The sequence below is a fragment of the Vibrio sp. AK197 genome (genome assembly GCF_053903115.1).
Window position 1 is genome coordinate 368,105 of record NZ_CP096430.1, and the last position, 17,673, is coordinate 385,777.

Annotated in this window: 13 protein-coding genes and 8 tRNA genes; all 21 read left to right on the top strand. The window is 46.7% G+C overall.

What is annotated here, in order from left to right:
- Nucleotides 1-177 precede the first annotated feature (177 nt).
- The 21 genes from recA to M1D72_RS08965 all read left to right on the top strand — a co-directional run bounded on the left by recA (nt 178) and on the right by M1D72_RS08965 (nt 17,663).
- Nucleotides 178-1,227 (top strand): recombinase RecA, encoded by a 1,050-nt coding sequence (gene recA / locus M1D72_RS08865; RefSeq protein ID WP_390196091.1) that lies wholly within the window; start codon nt 178-180, stop codon nt 1,225-1,227.
- 77 nt (nt 1,228-1,304) lie between these two features.
- Nucleotides 1,305-1,775 carry a recombination regulator RecX gene (gene recX / locus M1D72_RS08870; RefSeq protein ID WP_456296652.1) on the top strand — a complete coding sequence of 157 codons (471 nt, stop codon included), beginning with the start codon at nt 1,305-1,307 and terminating at the stop codon, nt 1,773-1,775.
- Between the two features lie 191 nt (nt 1,776-1,966).
- On the top strand, nt 1,967-4,549 hold the full coding sequence (gene alaS, locus M1D72_RS08875; protein ID WP_456296653.1) for an alanine--tRNA ligase: 2,583 nt from the start codon (nt 1,967-1,969) through the stop codon (nt 4,547-4,549).
- A 182-nt stretch (nt 4,550-4,731) separates the two neighbouring features.
- Nucleotides 4,732-5,919 carry an aspartate kinase gene (locus M1D72_RS08880; protein WP_456296654.1) on the top strand — a complete coding sequence of 396 codons (1,188 nt, stop codon included), beginning with the start codon at nt 4,732-4,734 and terminating at the stop codon, nt 5,917-5,919.
- A 94-nt stretch (nt 5,920-6,013) separates the two neighbouring features.
- Complete coding sequence (gene csrA, locus M1D72_RS08885) at nt 6,014-6,211, top strand: carbon storage regulator CsrA (RefSeq protein ID WP_237315324.1); 198 nt, start codon at nt 6,014-6,016, stop codon at nt 6,209-6,211.
- A 182-nt stretch (nt 6,212-6,393) separates the two neighbouring features.
- Nucleotides 6,394-6,486, top strand: a tRNA-Ser gene (locus M1D72_RS08890).
- Between the two features lie 43 nt (nt 6,487-6,529).
- A tRNA-Arg gene (locus M1D72_RS08895) sits at nt 6,530-6,606 on the top strand.
- 32 nt (nt 6,607-6,638) lie between these two features.
- Nucleotides 6,639-6,731 (top strand) — tRNA-Ser (locus tag M1D72_RS08900).
- A gap of 67 nt (nt 6,732-6,798) precedes the next feature.
- Nucleotides 6,799-6,875, top strand: a tRNA-Arg gene (locus M1D72_RS08905).
- A 75-nt stretch (nt 6,876-6,950) separates the two neighbouring features.
- A tRNA-Arg gene (locus M1D72_RS08910) sits at nt 6,951-7,027 on the top strand.
- Between the two features lie 51 nt (nt 7,028-7,078).
- Nucleotides 7,079-7,155 (top strand) — tRNA-Arg (locus M1D72_RS08915).
- A gap of 41 nt (nt 7,156-7,196) precedes the next feature.
- Nucleotides 7,197-7,273: transfer RNA gene (locus M1D72_RS08920), tRNA-Arg, on the top strand.
- A 46-nt stretch (nt 7,274-7,319) separates the two neighbouring features.
- Nucleotides 7,320-7,396, top strand: a tRNA-Arg gene (locus tag M1D72_RS08925).
- A gap of 394 nt (nt 7,397-7,790) precedes the next feature.
- Nucleotides 7,791-8,048, top strand: a complete 258-nt coding sequence (locus M1D72_RS08930) for an oxaloacetate decarboxylase subunit gamma (RefSeq protein WP_390196078.1) — start codon at nt 7,791-7,793, stop codon at nt 8,046-8,048.
- Between the two features lie 33 nt (nt 8,049-8,081).
- Nucleotides 8,082-9,872: a sodium-extruding oxaloacetate decarboxylase subunit alpha gene (gene oadA / locus M1D72_RS08935; RefSeq protein WP_456296655.1), complete on the top strand. Its 1,791-nt coding sequence runs from the start codon at nt 8,082-8,084 to the stop codon at nt 9,870-9,872.
- Between the two features lie 9 nt (nt 9,873-9,881).
- Complete coding sequence (locus M1D72_RS08940) at nt 9,882-11,012, top strand: sodium ion-translocating decarboxylase subunit beta (RefSeq protein WP_390196072.1); 1,131 nt, start codon at nt 9,882-9,884, stop codon at nt 11,010-11,012.
- Between the two features lie 102 nt (nt 11,013-11,114).
- The gene (locus M1D72_RS08945; protein ID WP_390196069.1) at nt 11,115-12,062 is read left to right on the top strand and encodes an NADP-dependent oxidoreductase; all 948 of its coding nucleotides are present in this window, start codon (nt 11,115-11,117) and stop codon (nt 12,060-12,062) included.
- The gene (locus tag M1D72_RS08950) at nt 12,059-12,520 is read left to right on the top strand and encodes a YqaA family protein (protein WP_390196066.1); all 462 of its coding nucleotides are present in this window, start codon (nt 12,059-12,061) and stop codon (nt 12,518-12,520) included. The genes M1D72_RS08945 and M1D72_RS08950 overlap by 4 nt, the downstream gene beginning before the upstream one ends.
- A gap of 10 nt (nt 12,521-12,530) precedes the next feature.
- Complete coding sequence (locus M1D72_RS08955; protein WP_456296656.1) at nt 12,531-15,380, top strand: M16 family metallopeptidase; 2,850 nt, start codon at nt 12,531-12,533, stop codon at nt 15,378-15,380.
- Between the two features lie 100 nt (nt 15,381-15,480).
- Complete coding sequence (gshA, locus tag M1D72_RS08960) at nt 15,481-17,049, top strand: glutamate--cysteine ligase (RefSeq protein ID WP_456296657.1); 1,569 nt, start codon at nt 15,481-15,483, stop codon at nt 17,047-17,049.
- On the top strand, nt 17,049-17,663 hold the full coding sequence (locus tag M1D72_RS08965) for a transglycosylase SLT domain-containing protein (RefSeq protein WP_456296658.1): 615 nt from the start codon (nt 17,049-17,051) through the stop codon (nt 17,661-17,663). Before gshA ends, M1D72_RS08965 begins: the two co-directional genes overlap by 1 nt.
- Nucleotides 17,664-17,673: the final 10 nt, after the last annotated feature.

The window sequence follows — 17,673 nt, forward strand, 5'->3', positions numbered from 1 at the left end:
CATCCTGAAGTGTGACCTTTGGGCGGCGTCTCACGCTTATGGCACGAGATGTAAATTTTTTTTGTACAGGGCTAGACACTGTATGAATCAACAGTATAATAACCAGCAATTCAAGCTCATAATTTGAGTTAAGTAGATTCAGTTCACTTGATTAAAGTGGGCGCAACGGAGAAAGTGATGGACGATAACAAACAGAAAGCGTTAGCCGCGGCGTTAGGTCAAATTGAAAAGCAATTCGGTAAAGGTTCAATCATGCGCCTTGGTGATAACCGTGCGATGGATGTTGAAACCATTTCTACCGGTTCACTTTCTCTTGATATTGCTTTGGGTGCTGGTGGCTTACCAATGGGACGTATCGTTGAAGTTTACGGCCCTGAATCTTCTGGTAAAACGACATTAACCTTAGAGTTGATCGCTGCCGCGCAACGTGAAGGTAAAACCTGTGCATTTATTGATGCTGAGCACGCACTGGATCCTGTCTATGCGAAAAAACTGGGTGTCGATATCGATGCATTACTGGTTTCTCAGCCAGATACCGGCGAACAAGCGCTTGAAATCTGTGATGCATTAGCTCGCTCAGGAGCAATTGACGTTATGGTGGTCGACTCGGTAGCCGCACTGACGCCAAAAGCGGAAATCGAAGGTGAGATGGGTGATAGCCACATGGGCTTGCAAGCTCGTATGCTGTCTCAAGCGATGCGTAAATTAACGGGTAACCTCAAGCAGTCAAACTGTATGTGTATCTTCATCAACCAAATCCGTATGAAGATTGGTGTTATGTTTGGTAACCCAGAAACGACAACCGGTGGTAATGCGCTTAAATTCTACGCTTCTGTACGTCTTGATATTCGCCGTACTGGCTCTATCAAAGAAGGTGACGAAGTTGTAGGTAACGAAACCCGTATTAAAGTCGTTAAGAACAAAATCGCGGCACCATTTAAAGAAGCGCACACTCAAATCATGTATGGTCAAGGCTTCAACCGCGAAGGCGAGTTGATTGATCTTGGTGTGAAACATAAGCTGATTGAAAAGGCAGGAGCTTGGTATAGCTACAACGGTGACAAAGTGGGTCAGGGGAAGGCGAACGCATGTAAATACATGCGTGAAAATCCTGAGACGGCCAAAACCATTGATAGCAAACTGCGTGAAATGTTACTGGCACCTGCTGAAATCCCAGCCGATGAGCCAGAATTTGGTGCGATGCCTGAGCAATCTGAAGAGCTATAAAACGCTCGACAAAGTCATGCTATTTTTAAGCCCTGCAATGCAGGGCTTTGTTGTATTTTGTAAACGGAAATTGAACTATGTTTAGACGTTCATCACCGCCTTCATTATCGGTTAAAGAGATGGCCATTCAGCTATTAAGCCGACGAGATCACGGTGAGCATGAGTTGGCGCAAAAGCTGACCCAAAAAGGTTATGAGTCAGATGACGTTCAAGAAGCGATAGCGTTCTGTCAGCGTCATCACTATTTGGATGATTTACGCTTTGCGAAAAGCCAAGTACGTCAACATGTCGGAAAGGGGCATGGCGAAAGGCGCATACGTCAAGAACTGAATCAAAAACGTGTGGCAGAATCTGTGATTGACCAAGCTTTTGCTGCTGAGCCCCAAGATTGGTTTGAACTCGCAAAATCGGCTGCAGACAAAAAATTCAAAGGTATCCCGGCCAAGGATCAAAAAGAATACGCCAAGCGCGTACGTTTTTTACAATATCGTGGTTACAGTTTTGAGCAAATCAGCTACGGATTGAACTCAAACCGAGACGATGAGTGATAGCGCCATAACCTTGACTTTTTTGCTCGCCATGAATTTGTTACCGTGACAGCCGAATATTAAAACTCTCAAGCACACCAACAATGACGCATCTCAATGTGAGAACTAAATCTCGTTGGAACTAGCATCAAATGCACGCTTGAGTATACAATACCCCAAAATTTTAACTCGCTATTTTCAGGAAGAGCTGCATGTACATGAGCACTGACGAGGTTCGTAACTCGTTCCTCAAGTTCTTTGAAGCCAAAGGACACCAAATCGTAGAAAGTTCGTCGTTAGTTCCACACAACGATCCGACTCTGCTTTTCACTAATGCCGGTATGAACCAATTTAAAGATTGCTTCCTTGGCCTAGAGAAGCGAGCCTACACACGAGCTACTACGGCCCAGCGCTGTGTACGTGCCGGTGGTAAACACAACGATTTAGAAAACGTAGGTTTTACTGCGCGCCACCATACCTTTTTTGAAATGCTGGGTAACTTCAGCTTTGGTGATTATTTTAAAGAAGATGCAATTAAGTTTGCATGGGAGTTTTTGACGCAAGTGCTTAAACTTCCTCAAGAACGTCTTCTCGTTACCATTTATCAAACGGATGACGAAGCCTTCGACATATGGAACAAACAAGTTGGTGTTCCTGCAGATCGCATTGTGCGTATCGGTGATAAGCCAGGGGGCAAGCCTTATGAGTCAGATAACTTCTGGCAAATGGGGGATACCGGTCCTTGTGGTCCGTGTAGCGAAATTTTTTACGATCACGGTGAGCATATTTGGGGTGGCCGTCCTGGCACACCAGAAGAAGATGGCGACCGCTTTATCGAGATCTGGAATAACGTTTTCATGCAATTTAACCGTCATGCTGACGGCACCATGGAACCCTTGCCGAAACCGTCCGTGGATACAGGAATGGGCATTGAGCGTATTTCTGCGATCATGCAAGGCGTACACTCTAACTACGAGATCGATGTTTTCCAAACGCTGATCAAAGCGGCCGCAGACGTCATTGGCTATGAGGATCTTTCAAATCAGTCACTGCGTGTCGTTGCTGACCACATTCGCTCGTGTGCGTTCCTGATTGTTGATGGTGTGATGCCGTCCAATGAAGGCCGTGGCTATGTGTTACGTCGTATCATTCGTCGCGCTGTACGCCATGGTAATAAGCTTGGTGCCAAAGGCACTTTCTTCCACAAATTGGTTGGTCCGTTGATTGATATCATGGGCAGTGCGGGTAAAGAGCTTAAGAAACAGCAAGCGATTGTTGAAAAAGTACTGCGTATCGAAGAAGAAAACTTCGGGCGTACCTTGGATCGCGGTATGGCGATTTTAAATGAAGCACTAGAAGCCGTTGAAGGTGATGTTCTTGATGGCGAAACCGTCTTCAAGCTATACGATACCTACGGATTCCCAGCTGATTTGACCAATGATGTGGCCAGAGAAAAAGGCTATTCGATTGATGCAGACGGTTTTGAGCAAGCAATGGAAGCTCAGCGTCAGCGAGCTCGTGAAGCGGGGCAATTTGGTACCGATTACAATTCCAGCATTAAAGTCGACGCTGATACAGAGTTTTGTGGTTACACCGCGACTCAAGGTGAAAGCACCATTTCGGCGCTGTTCTTTGACGGTGAAGAAATTGATTCTTTGTCTGCCGGGCATAAAGCCATCATCGTACTGGAAGAAACGCCATTTTACGCTGAGTCAGGCGGTCAATGTGGTGACACCGGAGTATTAAAAACAGAATCGGGTGTGTTCCAAGTGAATGATACCCAAAAATTGGGTAATGCAATCGCTCACTACGGTGAATTAATTCAAGGTGTGGTTGCCAAAGGTGACGCGGTGAAAGCTGAAGTGGATGCTGAACGTCGTCAGGCTATTTCTTTGAACCACTCTGCAACCCATTTGCTCCATGAAGCGCTGCGTATTGTTCTGGGCGAACATGTGGCACAGAAAGGGTCTTTGGTTCGAGCTGAAGCTCTGCGTTTTGACTTCTCTCATCTTGAAGCAATGACGGAAGAGGAAATTAAACGGGTTGAACGTTTAGTGAACCAACAAATTCGTCGCAATCATCATATTCAGACTGAAATCATGGATATTGAAGCTGCGAAAGCCAAAGGTGCGATGGCGCTATTTGGTGAAAAATACGATGACCAAGTGCGTGTGTTATCGATGGGCGATTTCTCTACTGAGCTTTGTGGTGGTATTCACGCTAGCAATACCGGTGATATTGGCTTGTTCAAGATTGTCTCTGAAGCGGGGATTGCAGCAGGGATTCGCCGAATCGAAGCTGTGACAGGTGAAGCGGCATTAGACCTCATCGAAGAGCAGCAAGAGAAATATCAAGAAAAATTAGGCGAAGCGGCGAGCAAAGCGAAGAGTTTGGAAAAAGAAATTCAGGTTCTTAAAGAAAAACTTGCTGCGCAAGCTGGCGCTTCTCTGATTGACCAAGTTAAAGACATTTCTGGAGTGAAAGTCTTGGTTGCTCAACTTGATGGCGCGGAAAACAAAGCATTGCGTGGTATGGTTGATGAATTGAAAAACCAACTGGGTAGTGGAATCATCATGCTTGGTAACGTTGCTGATGGTAAAGTCGGCCTGATTGCGGGTGTGACGAAAGATCTGACTGGCAAAGTCAAAGCGGGTGAGTTGGTCAATATGGTCGCAGTACAAGTCGGTGGTAAAGGGGGCGGTCGTCCTGATATGGCCCAAGCTGGTGGTAGCGACGCAAATGCTCTACCTGCGGCTCTTGCTTCGACTGAGGCATGGTTACAAGAGCGTTTATAATTTAAATTATAAATCAATCGGCGTAATATAGTCGCCGAACTTATGTTTAAGATAACCAAGCGTTATCTCAGGAGATATTTCTGAGAGCGCTTGGTTTTTGTTTTATCCACGCTAATTTTATCCAACATGTTGAGTATGAATTGGCCGCAATGAGATGTTGTGTCCTAGGAAGGTGAAGACTGGTGAAAAAGCCCCTTATCGTGCAGAAGTTTGGTGGAACCTCTGTTGGCTCCATAGAGAAAATTCATGGTGTTGCTGAGCATATTATTAAGGCGAAAAATGCTGGCAACCAAGTTGTGGTTGTGGTTTCGGCTATGTCTGGCGAAACGAACCGATTAATGGACCTTGCGACGCAGATCGACTCGGTGCCAACCGCTCGTGAATTGGATGTTCTATTGTCTGCAGGTGAGCAGGTATCAATGGCATTGCTTGCAATGACATTGAATAAGTTGGGCTATCCAGCCCGTTCTCTAACTGGAGGACAAGCGGGAATAACCACCGACAGTCAGTACAACGATGCGACGATTACACATATCGAGACATCGATGGTGAATCAATGGTTGGAGCAAGATAACATTGTGATTGTCGCAGGCTTCCAGGGCTCGAATGAATTAGGGGATATCACTACCTTAGGCCGCGGCGGGTCAGATACCACAGCGGTCACATTAGCCGGAGCGCTACACGCAGATGAATGCCAAATCTTTACCGATGTTGATGGTATTTATACTTGCGATCCTCGGATTGTCAGTCGCGCACAAAAGTTGGATGTTATCGACTTTCCTTCCATGGAAGAGATGGCAAAAAAGGGCGCTAAGGTACTACATTTACCGTCAGTACAGTTTGCGTGGCAGCATAACGTCCCGCTACGAGTACTATCGACCTTTGAACCAGGGCCCGGAAGTTTGGTGGCGGGGGAAGAGTGCCATGCTGATGTGTGTGGACTTGCCGTTCAGCGAGATGTCGTTATGATTCAAGTTGATAACGGTAGTTTGTCAGCGTTGCTCACCCAGTGCCAGATGTTAGGGATTGCGGTCAGTAATGTGATCGAACGAGCAGATTGGACAGGTATTGTAATAAAACAAGATGCCCGTCCAAAGTTGGAACTGGTTTTCCACGACAAAATCCGCAATAGTGAAGAGGTAAGTCTTCTCACTGCGGTGGGAAAACAAGCCGAAGGATTGGTCGAGCATGCTCAAGCACTGCTCGGTGAAGAGGGGATTGAAGTGCCGTTCATTTGCTGTCAAAAGCAATCACTGGCTTTAATTCTTTCACCGGCACATATTGAACGTGCTGCAAATATACTGCACGACGTTTACATCAAAGCCAATATAGCGATAGATTGTCAGCCAAAACATGCGTTTTTAGGTTAGATTCTCGTTGAATAGAGTTTACGAAAATATAAATTTTGTTGGATAATGGCTTAGTAGCAAGATAAATTCAGAGATTACTCAAGGAGAGCATAGAATGCTAATTTTGACTCGCCGCGTTGGCGAAACACTAATGATTGGTGATGAAGTGACAGTAACTGTACTCGGTGTAAAAGGTAACCAAGTACGTATCGGCGTTAATGCTCCGAAAGAAGTGTCTGTGCACCGTGAAGAGATTTACATGCGCATACAGGCAGAGAAAGGCAGCGGTAATGTGGCTTCTGGCAACTACTAATCGCTGAAAAGGCTGACATTTAGTCAGCCTTTTTTGTTTCTAAAAACCATCCAAAGCAGTGAAAAACAACCGATTCACCAGACTTTGATTAAATAGCCAACGATTGACTTACTTTTTGGGGATTTTCCCAAGAAAATGTTTGACATATTTTTGGTAAATCGTAATATGTGCCTCCGCAAGACGGTGAGGTGGCCGAGAGGCCGAAGGCGCTCCCCTGCTAAGGGAGTATGTGGTTTGTAGCCGCATCGAGGGTTCGAATCCCTCCCTCACCGCCATTCTTGCTTATTTGGGTTAGCATCCAAATGAAAACAAAAAAGTGCGTCCTTAGCTCAGCTGGATAGAGTACCTGGCTACGAACCAGGCGGTCGGAGGTTCGAATCCTCCAGGACGCGCCATATTCTTTGTTTTGATTGAATATGGAAAATGCGGTGAGGTGGCCGAGAGGCTGAAGGCGCTCCCCTGCTAAGGGAGTATGCGGTTTGTAGCCGCATCGAGGGTTCGAATCCCTCCCTCACCGCCATTTATTGGCCTAAGGTCAATTTTTTTGTTTTAAAATAAGTTAAATGTGATATGTTTCACAACTCTGCGCGCTCGTAGCTCAGCTGGATAGAGTACCTGGCTACGAACCAGGCGGTCGAAGGTTCGAATCCTTCCGAGCGCGCCATCACTCTTTTGAAGTGATGAATACAATAGAATTAGGGCATTGCCCTGATATTGAACTATCAATATCAAAACCTGCGCGCTCGTAGCTCAGCTGGATAGAGTACCTGGCTACGAACCAGGCGGTCGAAGGTTCGAATCCTTCCGAGCGCGCCATTATTCTTTTAGAGTGATGTATGGTTTAAGATAATCAATATCAAAATTTGCGCGCTCGTAGCTCAGCTGGATAGAGTACCTGGCTACGAACCAGGCGGTCGAAGGTTCGAATCCTTCCGAGCGCGCCATTATTTCGTTTAATAAGCTTGTATTGCTTAGTAAACACGACGCGTCCTTAGCTCAGCTGGATAGAGTACCTGGCTACGAACCAGGCGGTCGGAGGTTCGAATCCTCCAGGACGCGCCACTCTTCATCAATTAGGCTCTTACCTGATTTGATTTCAAAAATTTGCGCGCTCGTAGCTCAGCTGGATAGAGTACCTGGCTACGAACCAGGCGGTCGAAGGTTCGAATCCTTCCGAGCGCGCCATCATTTTGAGCCTTGCTTTTGCAAGGCTTTTTTATGCCCATTCAAAAGATCATTTCGTTAACAATTTATTAAAATTAAATTTACATCTATTTGTTTTTAAAAGGCTTAATGGCTGAATTTTTAAGCAAATCCCATTATTGAATCGAAACATCAGCTAACTTCTTTAAAGACAAAGATAAATATGTCGAAAAGTTCTGTTTAGGCAGAGTTATGTGACTGACAAGACATTTGTTCACAATAAGTGTGCAACAGCACTCGTTGGACTCGAAAGCAAATTGACAAAATTTAATCAATTACGATAATCCTAGACCGCTTATCAGAGTGACGATTGACTCTGGTGCCATTTGCCACATTAAGATGGCGTTTGTCAGGATGACAACGAAAGGAAGCTCAAATGGAGAATATCGGAAGTCTGCTCGCCGACGCAGCGACTCTCATGGTGACAGGTATGGCTGTCGTCTATCTATTTCTAACGGTTCTCGTTTATCTCGTTCAATTAATGTCAAAACTGGTTTCCGAGGAACAACCGGAACCTGCTACCCAACCGCTCGCATCTAAAACAACGATTCCAACCGCTACGGGTGTGAATCCTAAACTCATTGCGGCGATTTCTAGCGCGGTACATCAGTATCGCAACTCTTCTGCCAAATAGCCTAGTTACATGAATTAAAAGGAGTTTATGAGCATGTCTACACCACTCGCTATTACGGATGTGGTCCTGCGGGATGCCCATCAATCATTGTTTGCGACACGCATGCGAATTGAAGATATGTTACCTATCGCTGCCGAGTTGGATAAGGTTGGATATTGGTCGTTAGAAACTTGGGGCGGTGCTACCTTTGATGCCTGTATTCGTTTTCTCGGTGAAGATCCGTGGGAGCGTTTGCGTGAATTAAAGAAAGCAATGCCTAATACCCCGATGCAAATGTTGCTGAGAGGACAAAACTTATTGGGTTATCGTCATTATGCCGATGATGTGGTTGAAAAGTTTGTTGAACGCGCCCACAGCAATGGTATGGATGTTTTTCGTATCTTTGATGCGATGAACGATGTACGCAACTTTGAAAAGGCAGTGAAAGCGACCGTCGATGTGGGTGGGCATGCTCAAGGCACGCTGTCTTACACTACCAGTCCTGTACATGACTCTGATACTTGGGTTGACCTTGCCAAGCGACTTGAAGACCTTGGTTGTCACTCGCTGTGCATCAAAGATATGTCCGGTTTGCTCAAGCCCTACGAAGCTTATGAGCTTATTTCTCGTATTAAGCAATCATGTGATGTGCCATTAGCCCTTCATTGCCATGCAACGACGGGGCTCTCTACTGCAACTGCAGTAAAAGCCGTTGAAGCGGGTATCGACATTCTAGATACGGCCATTTCGTCAATGAGCTCGACTTATGGTCATACACCAACCGAAACCGTTGTGGCTATGCTTCAAGGAACTGAGCGTGATAGCGGACTGAAGCTCGATCAGCTTGAACCTATTGCTGCATACTTCCGTGAAGTTCGCAAAAAATACGCCAAATTTGAAGGTCAGTTAAAAGGGGTCGATTCGCGAATTCTTATTGCTCAAGTACCGGGTGGCATGCTCACCAATATGGAAGGGCAGCTTAAAGAGCAGGGTGCAGCAGATCGTATCGATGAGGTGTTAGAAGAGATTCCTCGCGTGCGTAAAGATCTCGGTTACATTCCATTAGTCACTCCAACTTCTCAGATTGTCGGTACCCAGTCGGTGATAAACGTGCTGACAGGTGAGCGGTATAAGAGCATCACTAAAGAAACTGCCGGGGTATTGAAAGGCGAATATGGTAAAGCGCCGGCGCCAGTTAATACTGAACTACAAGCTAAAGTTCTTGAAGGGGCAGAGCCGATTACTTGCCGCCCAGCAGATTTGCTTGAAGCTGAAATGGCCACATTGACGGAAGATCTACTGACCAAAGCCAAACAAGAAGGGATTGCGTTAGCAGAAGATACTGTGGATGACGTTCTTACGTACGCCTTGTTCCCACAAGTTGGCTTGAAATTCCTTAAAAACCGCCGCAATCCAGATGCTTTTGAGCCTGTTCCTGGCAGTGAGCCGACAGCGGTTGTTGATGAGCCTGTTGCTGCGCCAGCCACCGGTGGTGTAGAAGCCTACAGCGTCAAAGTTGACGGGCAGGTCTATGAAGTGGAAGTGGGGCCGCAAGGTCAACTGACCTCTGTCGCTCCGGCGAGTCAGCCAGCGGCTTCACCAGCCCCTGCGCCACAAGCCGCGGTAAATGATGCGGAAGTTGTACCAGCACCATTGGCTGGCAACATCTTTAAGATTATCGCACAAAGCGGCGCTGAAGTGGCTGAGGGGGATGTGCTACTGATACTCGAAGCCATGAAGATGGAAACTGAAGTCCGCGCGGCGCGCAGCGGTAAAGTTCACGATCTGCATGTCAAAGAAGGTGACTCCGTTTCCGTTGGCTCACCATTACTAAGCCTAGTGTAAGGGAGTGTCATGGACGGATTACTGACTCTCTGGCGAGAGACGGGCATCGCTAACTTCGAATTTGGTCAAATTTGTATGATTTTGGTCGGTGGGTTATTGTTGTTTCTCGCGATTCGAAAAGGCTTTGAGCCGTTACTGTTGTTGCCCATCGGCTTTGGTGCCATTTTAGCTAATATTCCTAATGCTGGCTTTACTGAGCCAGGTGGCATGCTTTATTACGTCTACCACGTTGGGATTGAATCTGGTGTGTTCCCACTGCTCATCTTCATGGGCGTGGGCGCGATGACCGATTTTGGCGCATTGATCGCGAACCCTAAGACATTATGGTTGGGGGCTGCTGCACAATTTGGCATTTTTACCACTTTGTTCGGTGCTATTTTGTTGAACTTCGTACCTGGTATGGAGTTTTCGATGGCCGATGCCGCCTCAATTGCGATCATTGGCGGTGCTGACGGGCCCACGGCGATTTTCTTAGCCAGCCGATTGTCACCTGATTTATTGGGGGCGATTGCGGTTGCGGCCTACAGCTATATGGCATTAGTTCCGATTATACAGCCGCCTATCATGAAAGCGCTGACGACGCCTGAGCAGCGTAAAATTCAGATGAAGCAACTGCGTCATGTTGGAAAAACAGAGAAAATCCTGTTTCCTATGGCCGTTTTATTGATGACGATTCTGTTCTTGCCTTCCGCAACACCGCTGGTTGGTATGTTTTGTTTAGGTAACTTAATGCGTGAAGCTGGCGTGGTTGAGCGTTTGTCAAAAACCGCGCAAAACGAACTGATCAACATCGTCACCATCTTTCTTGGCTTAGGGGTGGGCTCTAAACTGCAGTCAGATAAGTTTTTAAACTTCGAAACTTTGGGGATTCTAGCGCTAGGCGCGGCCGCATTCAGTGTTGGAACGGCGTCTGGGGTCATGATGGCTAAATTACTGGGCAAGTTTAGCAAAGAGCCGATTAACCCATTGATTGGGGCGGCTGGTGTTTCTGCGGTGCCGATGGCTGCGCGAGTGGTTAATAAAGTCGGTCTACAAGCAAACCCTCAGAACTTTTTGTTGATGCATGCGATGGGGCCTAATGTCGCAGGGGTGCTGGGTTCGGCTGTGGCCGCTGGTATTCTTTTGGCCTTAGTTCATTAAGTAGCAATTTTCGACAAAACGGTTAACTTAGTCCGAATAAATGGTATATATTCAAAGGGATGCCTCAAGCATCCCTTTTCTACATCATAGGGAAACGTATTTATGGATAACAAACAAATCGCGATTACTCAGTTTGGAGAGCCTGACGTTCTCAAACTACAAACCTCGCCCATTCCTCAACCCCAAGCAGGAGAAGTGTTGGTCAAAGTCGCATTTGCCGGCGTTAATCCTATTGATGTCAAAACGCGGGCAGGCCTTGGTTGGGCTGCAACGCAGAATAAAGACAATTTGCCTTGGGTGCCAGGGTACGACATTTCAGGCGAAATTCAGCAACTGGGTGATAATACTCAACGCTTTAGCGTTGGAGATAAAGTGGCTGGGTTCATCGGCTTTCCACTACAAGGTGGCGGTTATAGCCAATATGTTTGTGTGCCAGAATCGGCATTAAGCCTAGTGCCTGACTCTGTGATGTTGGAAGCTGCTGCAGCGCTACCTCTGGGGGGACAAACGGCAGCCCAAGCCTTGGACAAGTCTCAGTTGAAGGAAGGAGAGAAGGTTCTCATCTTGGCGGGAGCGGGGGGCGTTGGCCATATCGCGATTCAAATCGCAGTCGCTGCCAAAGCAGAGGTATATACCACCTGTAGCGAAGCGAACCTTGACTATATGGCGACACTGGGTGCTCATGCGATTAACTATCAATTTTCGCCAGTATCACAGCGTCTGCAAGATATCGATGTACTGATTGATTTGGTTGGCGGTGATGCGGCGTTAGATGCATTAAAGTGCCTAAAAGATGGTGCTCGCGTGATCAGTGTACCTACGATTAGCGCGGAAATGATCTGCGAAAAAGCCAAACTACTTGGTTTTGAAGCGAGTGGGATGCTGGTTGATCCTAACCCTGAACAACTCGACACCATGCTCTATATGGTGAGTGTTGGGTTATTGAAAACCGAAATTTTTGCCACTTATCCGCTTGAGCAAGCGATGGATGCACATCGACAAATCGAAACCGGACATACTCGAGGTAAAGTTCTGCTTGATATGCAATGATCGAGCAATTTAATCTCGCATTTCAACACATAGCGCTGTGGTTCTCTGACTCAGCGTTATGGGTATTATTCTTGAGTGGCTTTCTTAGTGCGACATTATTACCCGGAGGCTCAGAAGCGAGCCTGATCGCGACGTTAAAATTGCAGGCTTACCCTCTGGGTTGGATTTTAGTGGTTGCGACATTAGGTAACACTCTGGGAGGAATAACAAATTATGCGCTTGGCTGTTGGCTTCCGAATCGAACTCAATCCTCAAAACATGGTCATAAAGCTGTAGCTTGGTTACAGAAATATGGCTTTTGGTCGCTTTTATTAAGTTGGTTGCCTATCATCGGTGATCCTCTGTGTCTTGCTGCAGGTTGGTTGCGCTTGCCTTTCTGGCCTAGCTTCTCAATGATTTTTATCGGTAAAGCCCTTCGGTACTCTTTACTTGCAGCGCTATTTTTTGGCTTTTTTTAAAGGAGATGTCATGAGAAAAATATGGCTTGGTGCGTTTTCTCTCTTAGCTTTGTATGGCTGTTCTTCCAATAACGTGTCAATGTTCTCCTCCCTTCCTCAAGGGGTGACTTTAATCGAAGAGGTTGAAGCTCAGCCCGGTAAGGCGATGATTCCCTATTCAAAATACCGTTTAGACAATGGCTTAACGGTGATTCTTTCTCCGGATCACTCGGACCCACTCGTGCATGTGGATGTGACATATCACGTTGGGTCAGCTCGTGAACAGGTGGGCAAATCCGGGTTTGCACATTTCTTTGAACACATGATGTTCCAAGGCAGTGAACACGTTGGTGACCAAGAGCATTTTCGAATTATCACCGAAGCAGGCGGCACGCTAAATGGCTCAACCAACCGTGATCGAACCAACTATTTTGAAACGGTGCCAGCCAATCAGTTAGAAAAAATGCTGTGGTTGGAGTCCGACCGAATGGGTTATCTTCTTGATGCGGTTTCTCAGCGTAAGTTTGAAATCCAGCGTGACACGGTGAAAAACGAGCGCGCCCAAAACTTTGACAATCGACCTTATGGTTTAATGTGGGAGAAGATGGGCGAAGCGATGTATCCTGAAGGGCATCCTTACTCATGGCAAACCATTGGTTATGTTGAAGATCTTGACCGTGTGGATGTGAATGATCTCAAAGCTTTTTTCCTACGCTGGTATGGGCCCAATAATGCCGTTTTGACCATTGGTGGTGACATTAATGTCAATGAAACGCTAGATTGGATTGAAAAATATTTTGGCCCTATTCCCAAAGGGCCTGATGTTGATGATGCGCCAAAGCAGCCTGCACAGCTTAATAACGACCGTTATGTGACGATGCAAGATCGTATCCAGCAGCCCATGGTTCTGGTGGGTTGGCCAACGGAGTATTTGGGGGCCGATTCTCAACAATCTCTGGATATGCTAGCCAAAGTCTTGGGCAGCGGCGCGAATAGCTTGTTGTACCAAAAATTGGTAAAACCACAAAAAGCCGTTGATGCCGGAGCGTTTCAAGACTGTGCGGAGTTAGCGTGCACCTTTTATGCGTATGCCATGGCGCCAAGTGGTGAAAAAGGCCAGCTTAAACCGCTGTACGACGAATTGATGCAAACCCTTAAAGAATTTAAACAGTCAGGCGTAGAGCAAGATCGTTTAGACCAAGTTACTGGTATGGCTGAAGCCAATGCGGTTTTCTCGTTACAAAGTGTACGCGGTAAAGTCACTCGTTTGGCATCAAACCAAACGTTCTTTGATCAGCCTGACCGCATTCAGCAGCAACTGGAACAAATTCGTGCTGTCACTCCGCAGTCCGTAATGGACGCTTACCAGCAGTTTGTTGCGAATAAACCAAAAGTGACATTGAGTGTGGTGCCGCGTGGCAAGACGCAATACCAAGTCGCGAAGCCAAATTTTGAAACGCCGCCACGTCAATTGCCAGATTACACACCCATTGAGGAAGATGATCTCAATTACCGTCGTCCAAAAGATAACTTTGACCGTTCAGTGATGCCTCAGGTGGCACAAAGCGTAAAAGCGCAAATGCCTAAGCTGTATGAACAGCACTTTGATAATGGAATTGAGCTGCTCGGTTCCCAAACCAGCGAAACCCCGACGGTACAGCTAGTCATGAAATTGCCGGCTGGTGAGCGTTATGTGCCAAATGGCAAAGAAGGGCTTGCTGGACTCACCGCGTCGCTGTTGGAAGAGGGCACGACCAAGCACTCATTAGAGCAACTGGAAGCCAAGCTCAGTAAACTGGGTAGTGAAGTCAGTGTGAACAGTAATCACTATACCACCAGTATCGTCGTCTCTAGTTTGGAGAAGAACTTTGAACCCACGCTTGAGATCATGCAGGAGGTGTTATTCCATCCTGCGTTTAACCAAGACGATTTTGAGCGTGTGAAGCAGCAAATGTTGCAAAGTATCGTTTACCAGCATCAGCAGCCAAGTTGGCTTGCTTCGCAAGCTACACGCGAAGTCTTGTACTCCGGCACCGTGTTCGCAAGGGCGCAAGATGGCACGGCGCAATCGCTGCAAGCGTTAACGTTAGAAGATGTTAAACAGTTTTATGCGAAGCATTACACGCCACAAGGAACACAAATTGTGGTTGTCGGTGATGTCAATAAGCGCGACGTACGCAAGAAACTGGCATTTTTGAAATCATGGCAAGGTGAAGCGGTGCCGTTGCTGCGTCCACAAACGTTAACGTCACTTGATGCGCAGAAGATTTATCTGATTGATAAACCAGATGCGCCGCAAACGACAGTGCGTATGGTCCGTCAAGGTTTACCGTTTGATGCTACGGGCGAAGTCTACCTTACTCAGTTAGCCAACTTTAATCTTGCAGGTAACTTTAATAGTCGTATCAATCAGAACTTACGTGAAGACAAAGGCTACACTTATGGGGCGAATGGGTACTTAGCGGCGAATCGTGAAGTGGGCGCGATTGTTTTTAATGCGCAAGTTCGCGCAGATGCGACCGTGGCGTCTATCATTGAAATGAAGAAGGAAATGGCGAAATACAGCCAATCTGGAATTACGGATAAAGAGATGAAGTTTTTGCGGTTGGCGGTCGGTCAACAGGACGCACTGAAATATGAAACCCCTTCTCAAAAGGCGCAATTGTTGAGCAATATTCTGACGTACAGTCTTGATGATGATTATCTTAAGCAGCGCAATGATATTGTTGAGAGTGTGTCAAAACAGGCTCTCAATGAGGTTGCGAGCAAGTGGTTTAACCCCAATGATTATCAAATCATCGTGGTTGGTGATGCTAAATCGTTAAAACCACAATTAGAAAAGTTACAGATTCCGATGGAAGAGCTTGAAATCATCCGTTAGAGTACACATAAATTAGGCATCAGCAGGGGCGACTGAGTCGCCCTTCCACATTTAAGCCAGCCGAAAGCCTCTTTCGGCAACAGATATAGGCGACCTCGTTTTGACTGATTTTGCTGCGCGACTTGAGCGAGTTGCACGTAATCCCAATATCCTTAAACAGCTTTCCCGCGGTGTAGAACGAGAAACGCTACGTTACAACCCAGATGGTTCACTGGCGACGACGCCACATCCTCAAGATCTTGGATCGGCGTATACCAACGAATGGATTACGACTGATTTCTCTGAATCTTTATTAGAGTTTATTACACCTGTCTCACATGAGGTCGATACGCTCTTAGGTCAACTGGAAGATATCCATCACTTCACGCAAACGAAGTTGGGTGAAGAGAGCATGTGGCCACTATCGATGCCATGTTATGTCAGCGATGAAGACGACATTCAGTTAGCGCAATATGGTTCGACGAATTCGGGGCGAATGAAGACGTTATACCGCGAAGGGTTAAAGCGTCGCTATGGCAGCTTGATGCAAATTATCTCCGGTGTGCATTTTAACTTCTCCTTCCCTGATGAGTTCTGGGATGTCCTATATGGTGAGCAAGATGAAAACGCACGTCAGGAAAGTAAATCAGACAGCTATTTTGCGGTGATTCGTAATTACTACCGCTTAGGTTGGCTTATCCCGTATTTCTTTGGTGCATCACCTGCGATCTGTTCTTCATTTTTGCGAGGAAGAGACACCAAGCTTCCGTTTGAGTATATCGGCCAGACTCTCTACCTGCCGTACGCAACCTCTTTACGATTAAGTGATTTAGGTTATACCAACAGCGCACAAAGTGCGTTGAAGATCGGTTTCAATAGCCTTGAGCAGTATCTTGAAGGGCTTAATCGTGCTATCCGTACACCATCACAAGAGTTTGCAGAAATTGGTGTCAAAGTGGATGGTGAATATCACCAGCTCAATACCAATGTATTGCAGATCGAAAATGAGCTTTATGCGCCCATTCGTCCTAAACGTGTGGCGAAAAGTGGGGAAAAACCATCAGAAGCGTTAGGTCGTGGTGGTGTTGAGTACATTGAAGTTCGTTCACTGGATGTTAACCCTTACAGTGCGGTGGGCATCAATGAAGATCAAGTGCGGTTCCTCGATCTATTCCTGACTTGGGCTGCGCTGTCGGAATCTGAACCCATGAACGATGACCAGCTGCAGTGCTGGCGCCGTAACTGGAAGAGTGTGGTGGTTGAAGGACGTAAACCTGGTCTTGAATTGCAGCAGGGCTGTGGCGGTGAAGTTATCACGCTTCAAGCATGGGCAAAGCGCGTCTTTGCGGAGCTTAAGCTCGTCGCAAAACAGTTTGACCAAGCTTTGGGTGATGAGACCTATCAGCAAGTGTGTGAAAAGCTTGAGTCTTGGATTGACGACCCTGAATTGACGATTTCTGGTCAATTACTGCGAGATACCAAAAAGCTGGGTGGGCTTGGTAAGGTCGGCACTCAGTTTGGCGCAGAGTATCGTGTGAAAAACTTGGCGCATGATTACCGAGTGTATTCTGCACAATTGATGGAACAAGAAGTTGTACGTTCTAGTCAGGAACATCAAGAGCTTGAAGCGCAGCCGCAAGGGGATTTTGACCAGTTCTTGGCTGACTATTTTTCGTATCTTAAGTCATAATGAATTGGCAAAGAGCGTTTAAGATAAGTGGGTTGACGATCGCGCTGCTGATCGTCACTGGGTGCTCAACGGCGCCGCCCACCAATCCGAACAATCTTTGTGATATTTTTCGCGAGAAGTCGAGCTGGTATGAAGACGCAATTGATATGCAAGAGGAGTGGGGGACCCCAATCCAGATTGCGATGGCGTTTATTAACCAAGAGAGCAGTTATCGACACAACGCCAAACCACCGAAAGATTATCTGCTAGGGTTTATTCCGTGGGGGCGAATCAGTAGCGCTTATGGCTATGCCCAGGCACAAGATCCTGCTTGGGAAGATTTCCAAAAAGCGACGGATCACGGTGGTTCTCGTAGCAACTTTGCTGACTCACTGATGTTTGTCGGTTGGTACACCAACGAAACCTACCGTGTGCTGGGCATCTCGAAGTGGGATTCGTATAATCAGTATCTCGCCTACCATGAAGGTCGTGGGGGATACAAAAACAGGACCTATCAGTCCAAACCTTCGCTATTGCGTGTGGCTCGTAAAGTTGAACAGCAAGCGAAGGATTATGGTTGGCAACTCAAGAAGTGCCGCCAAGAATTGGAAAGCAATCGAAGCTGGTTCTTTTAGCCAGCAGGGA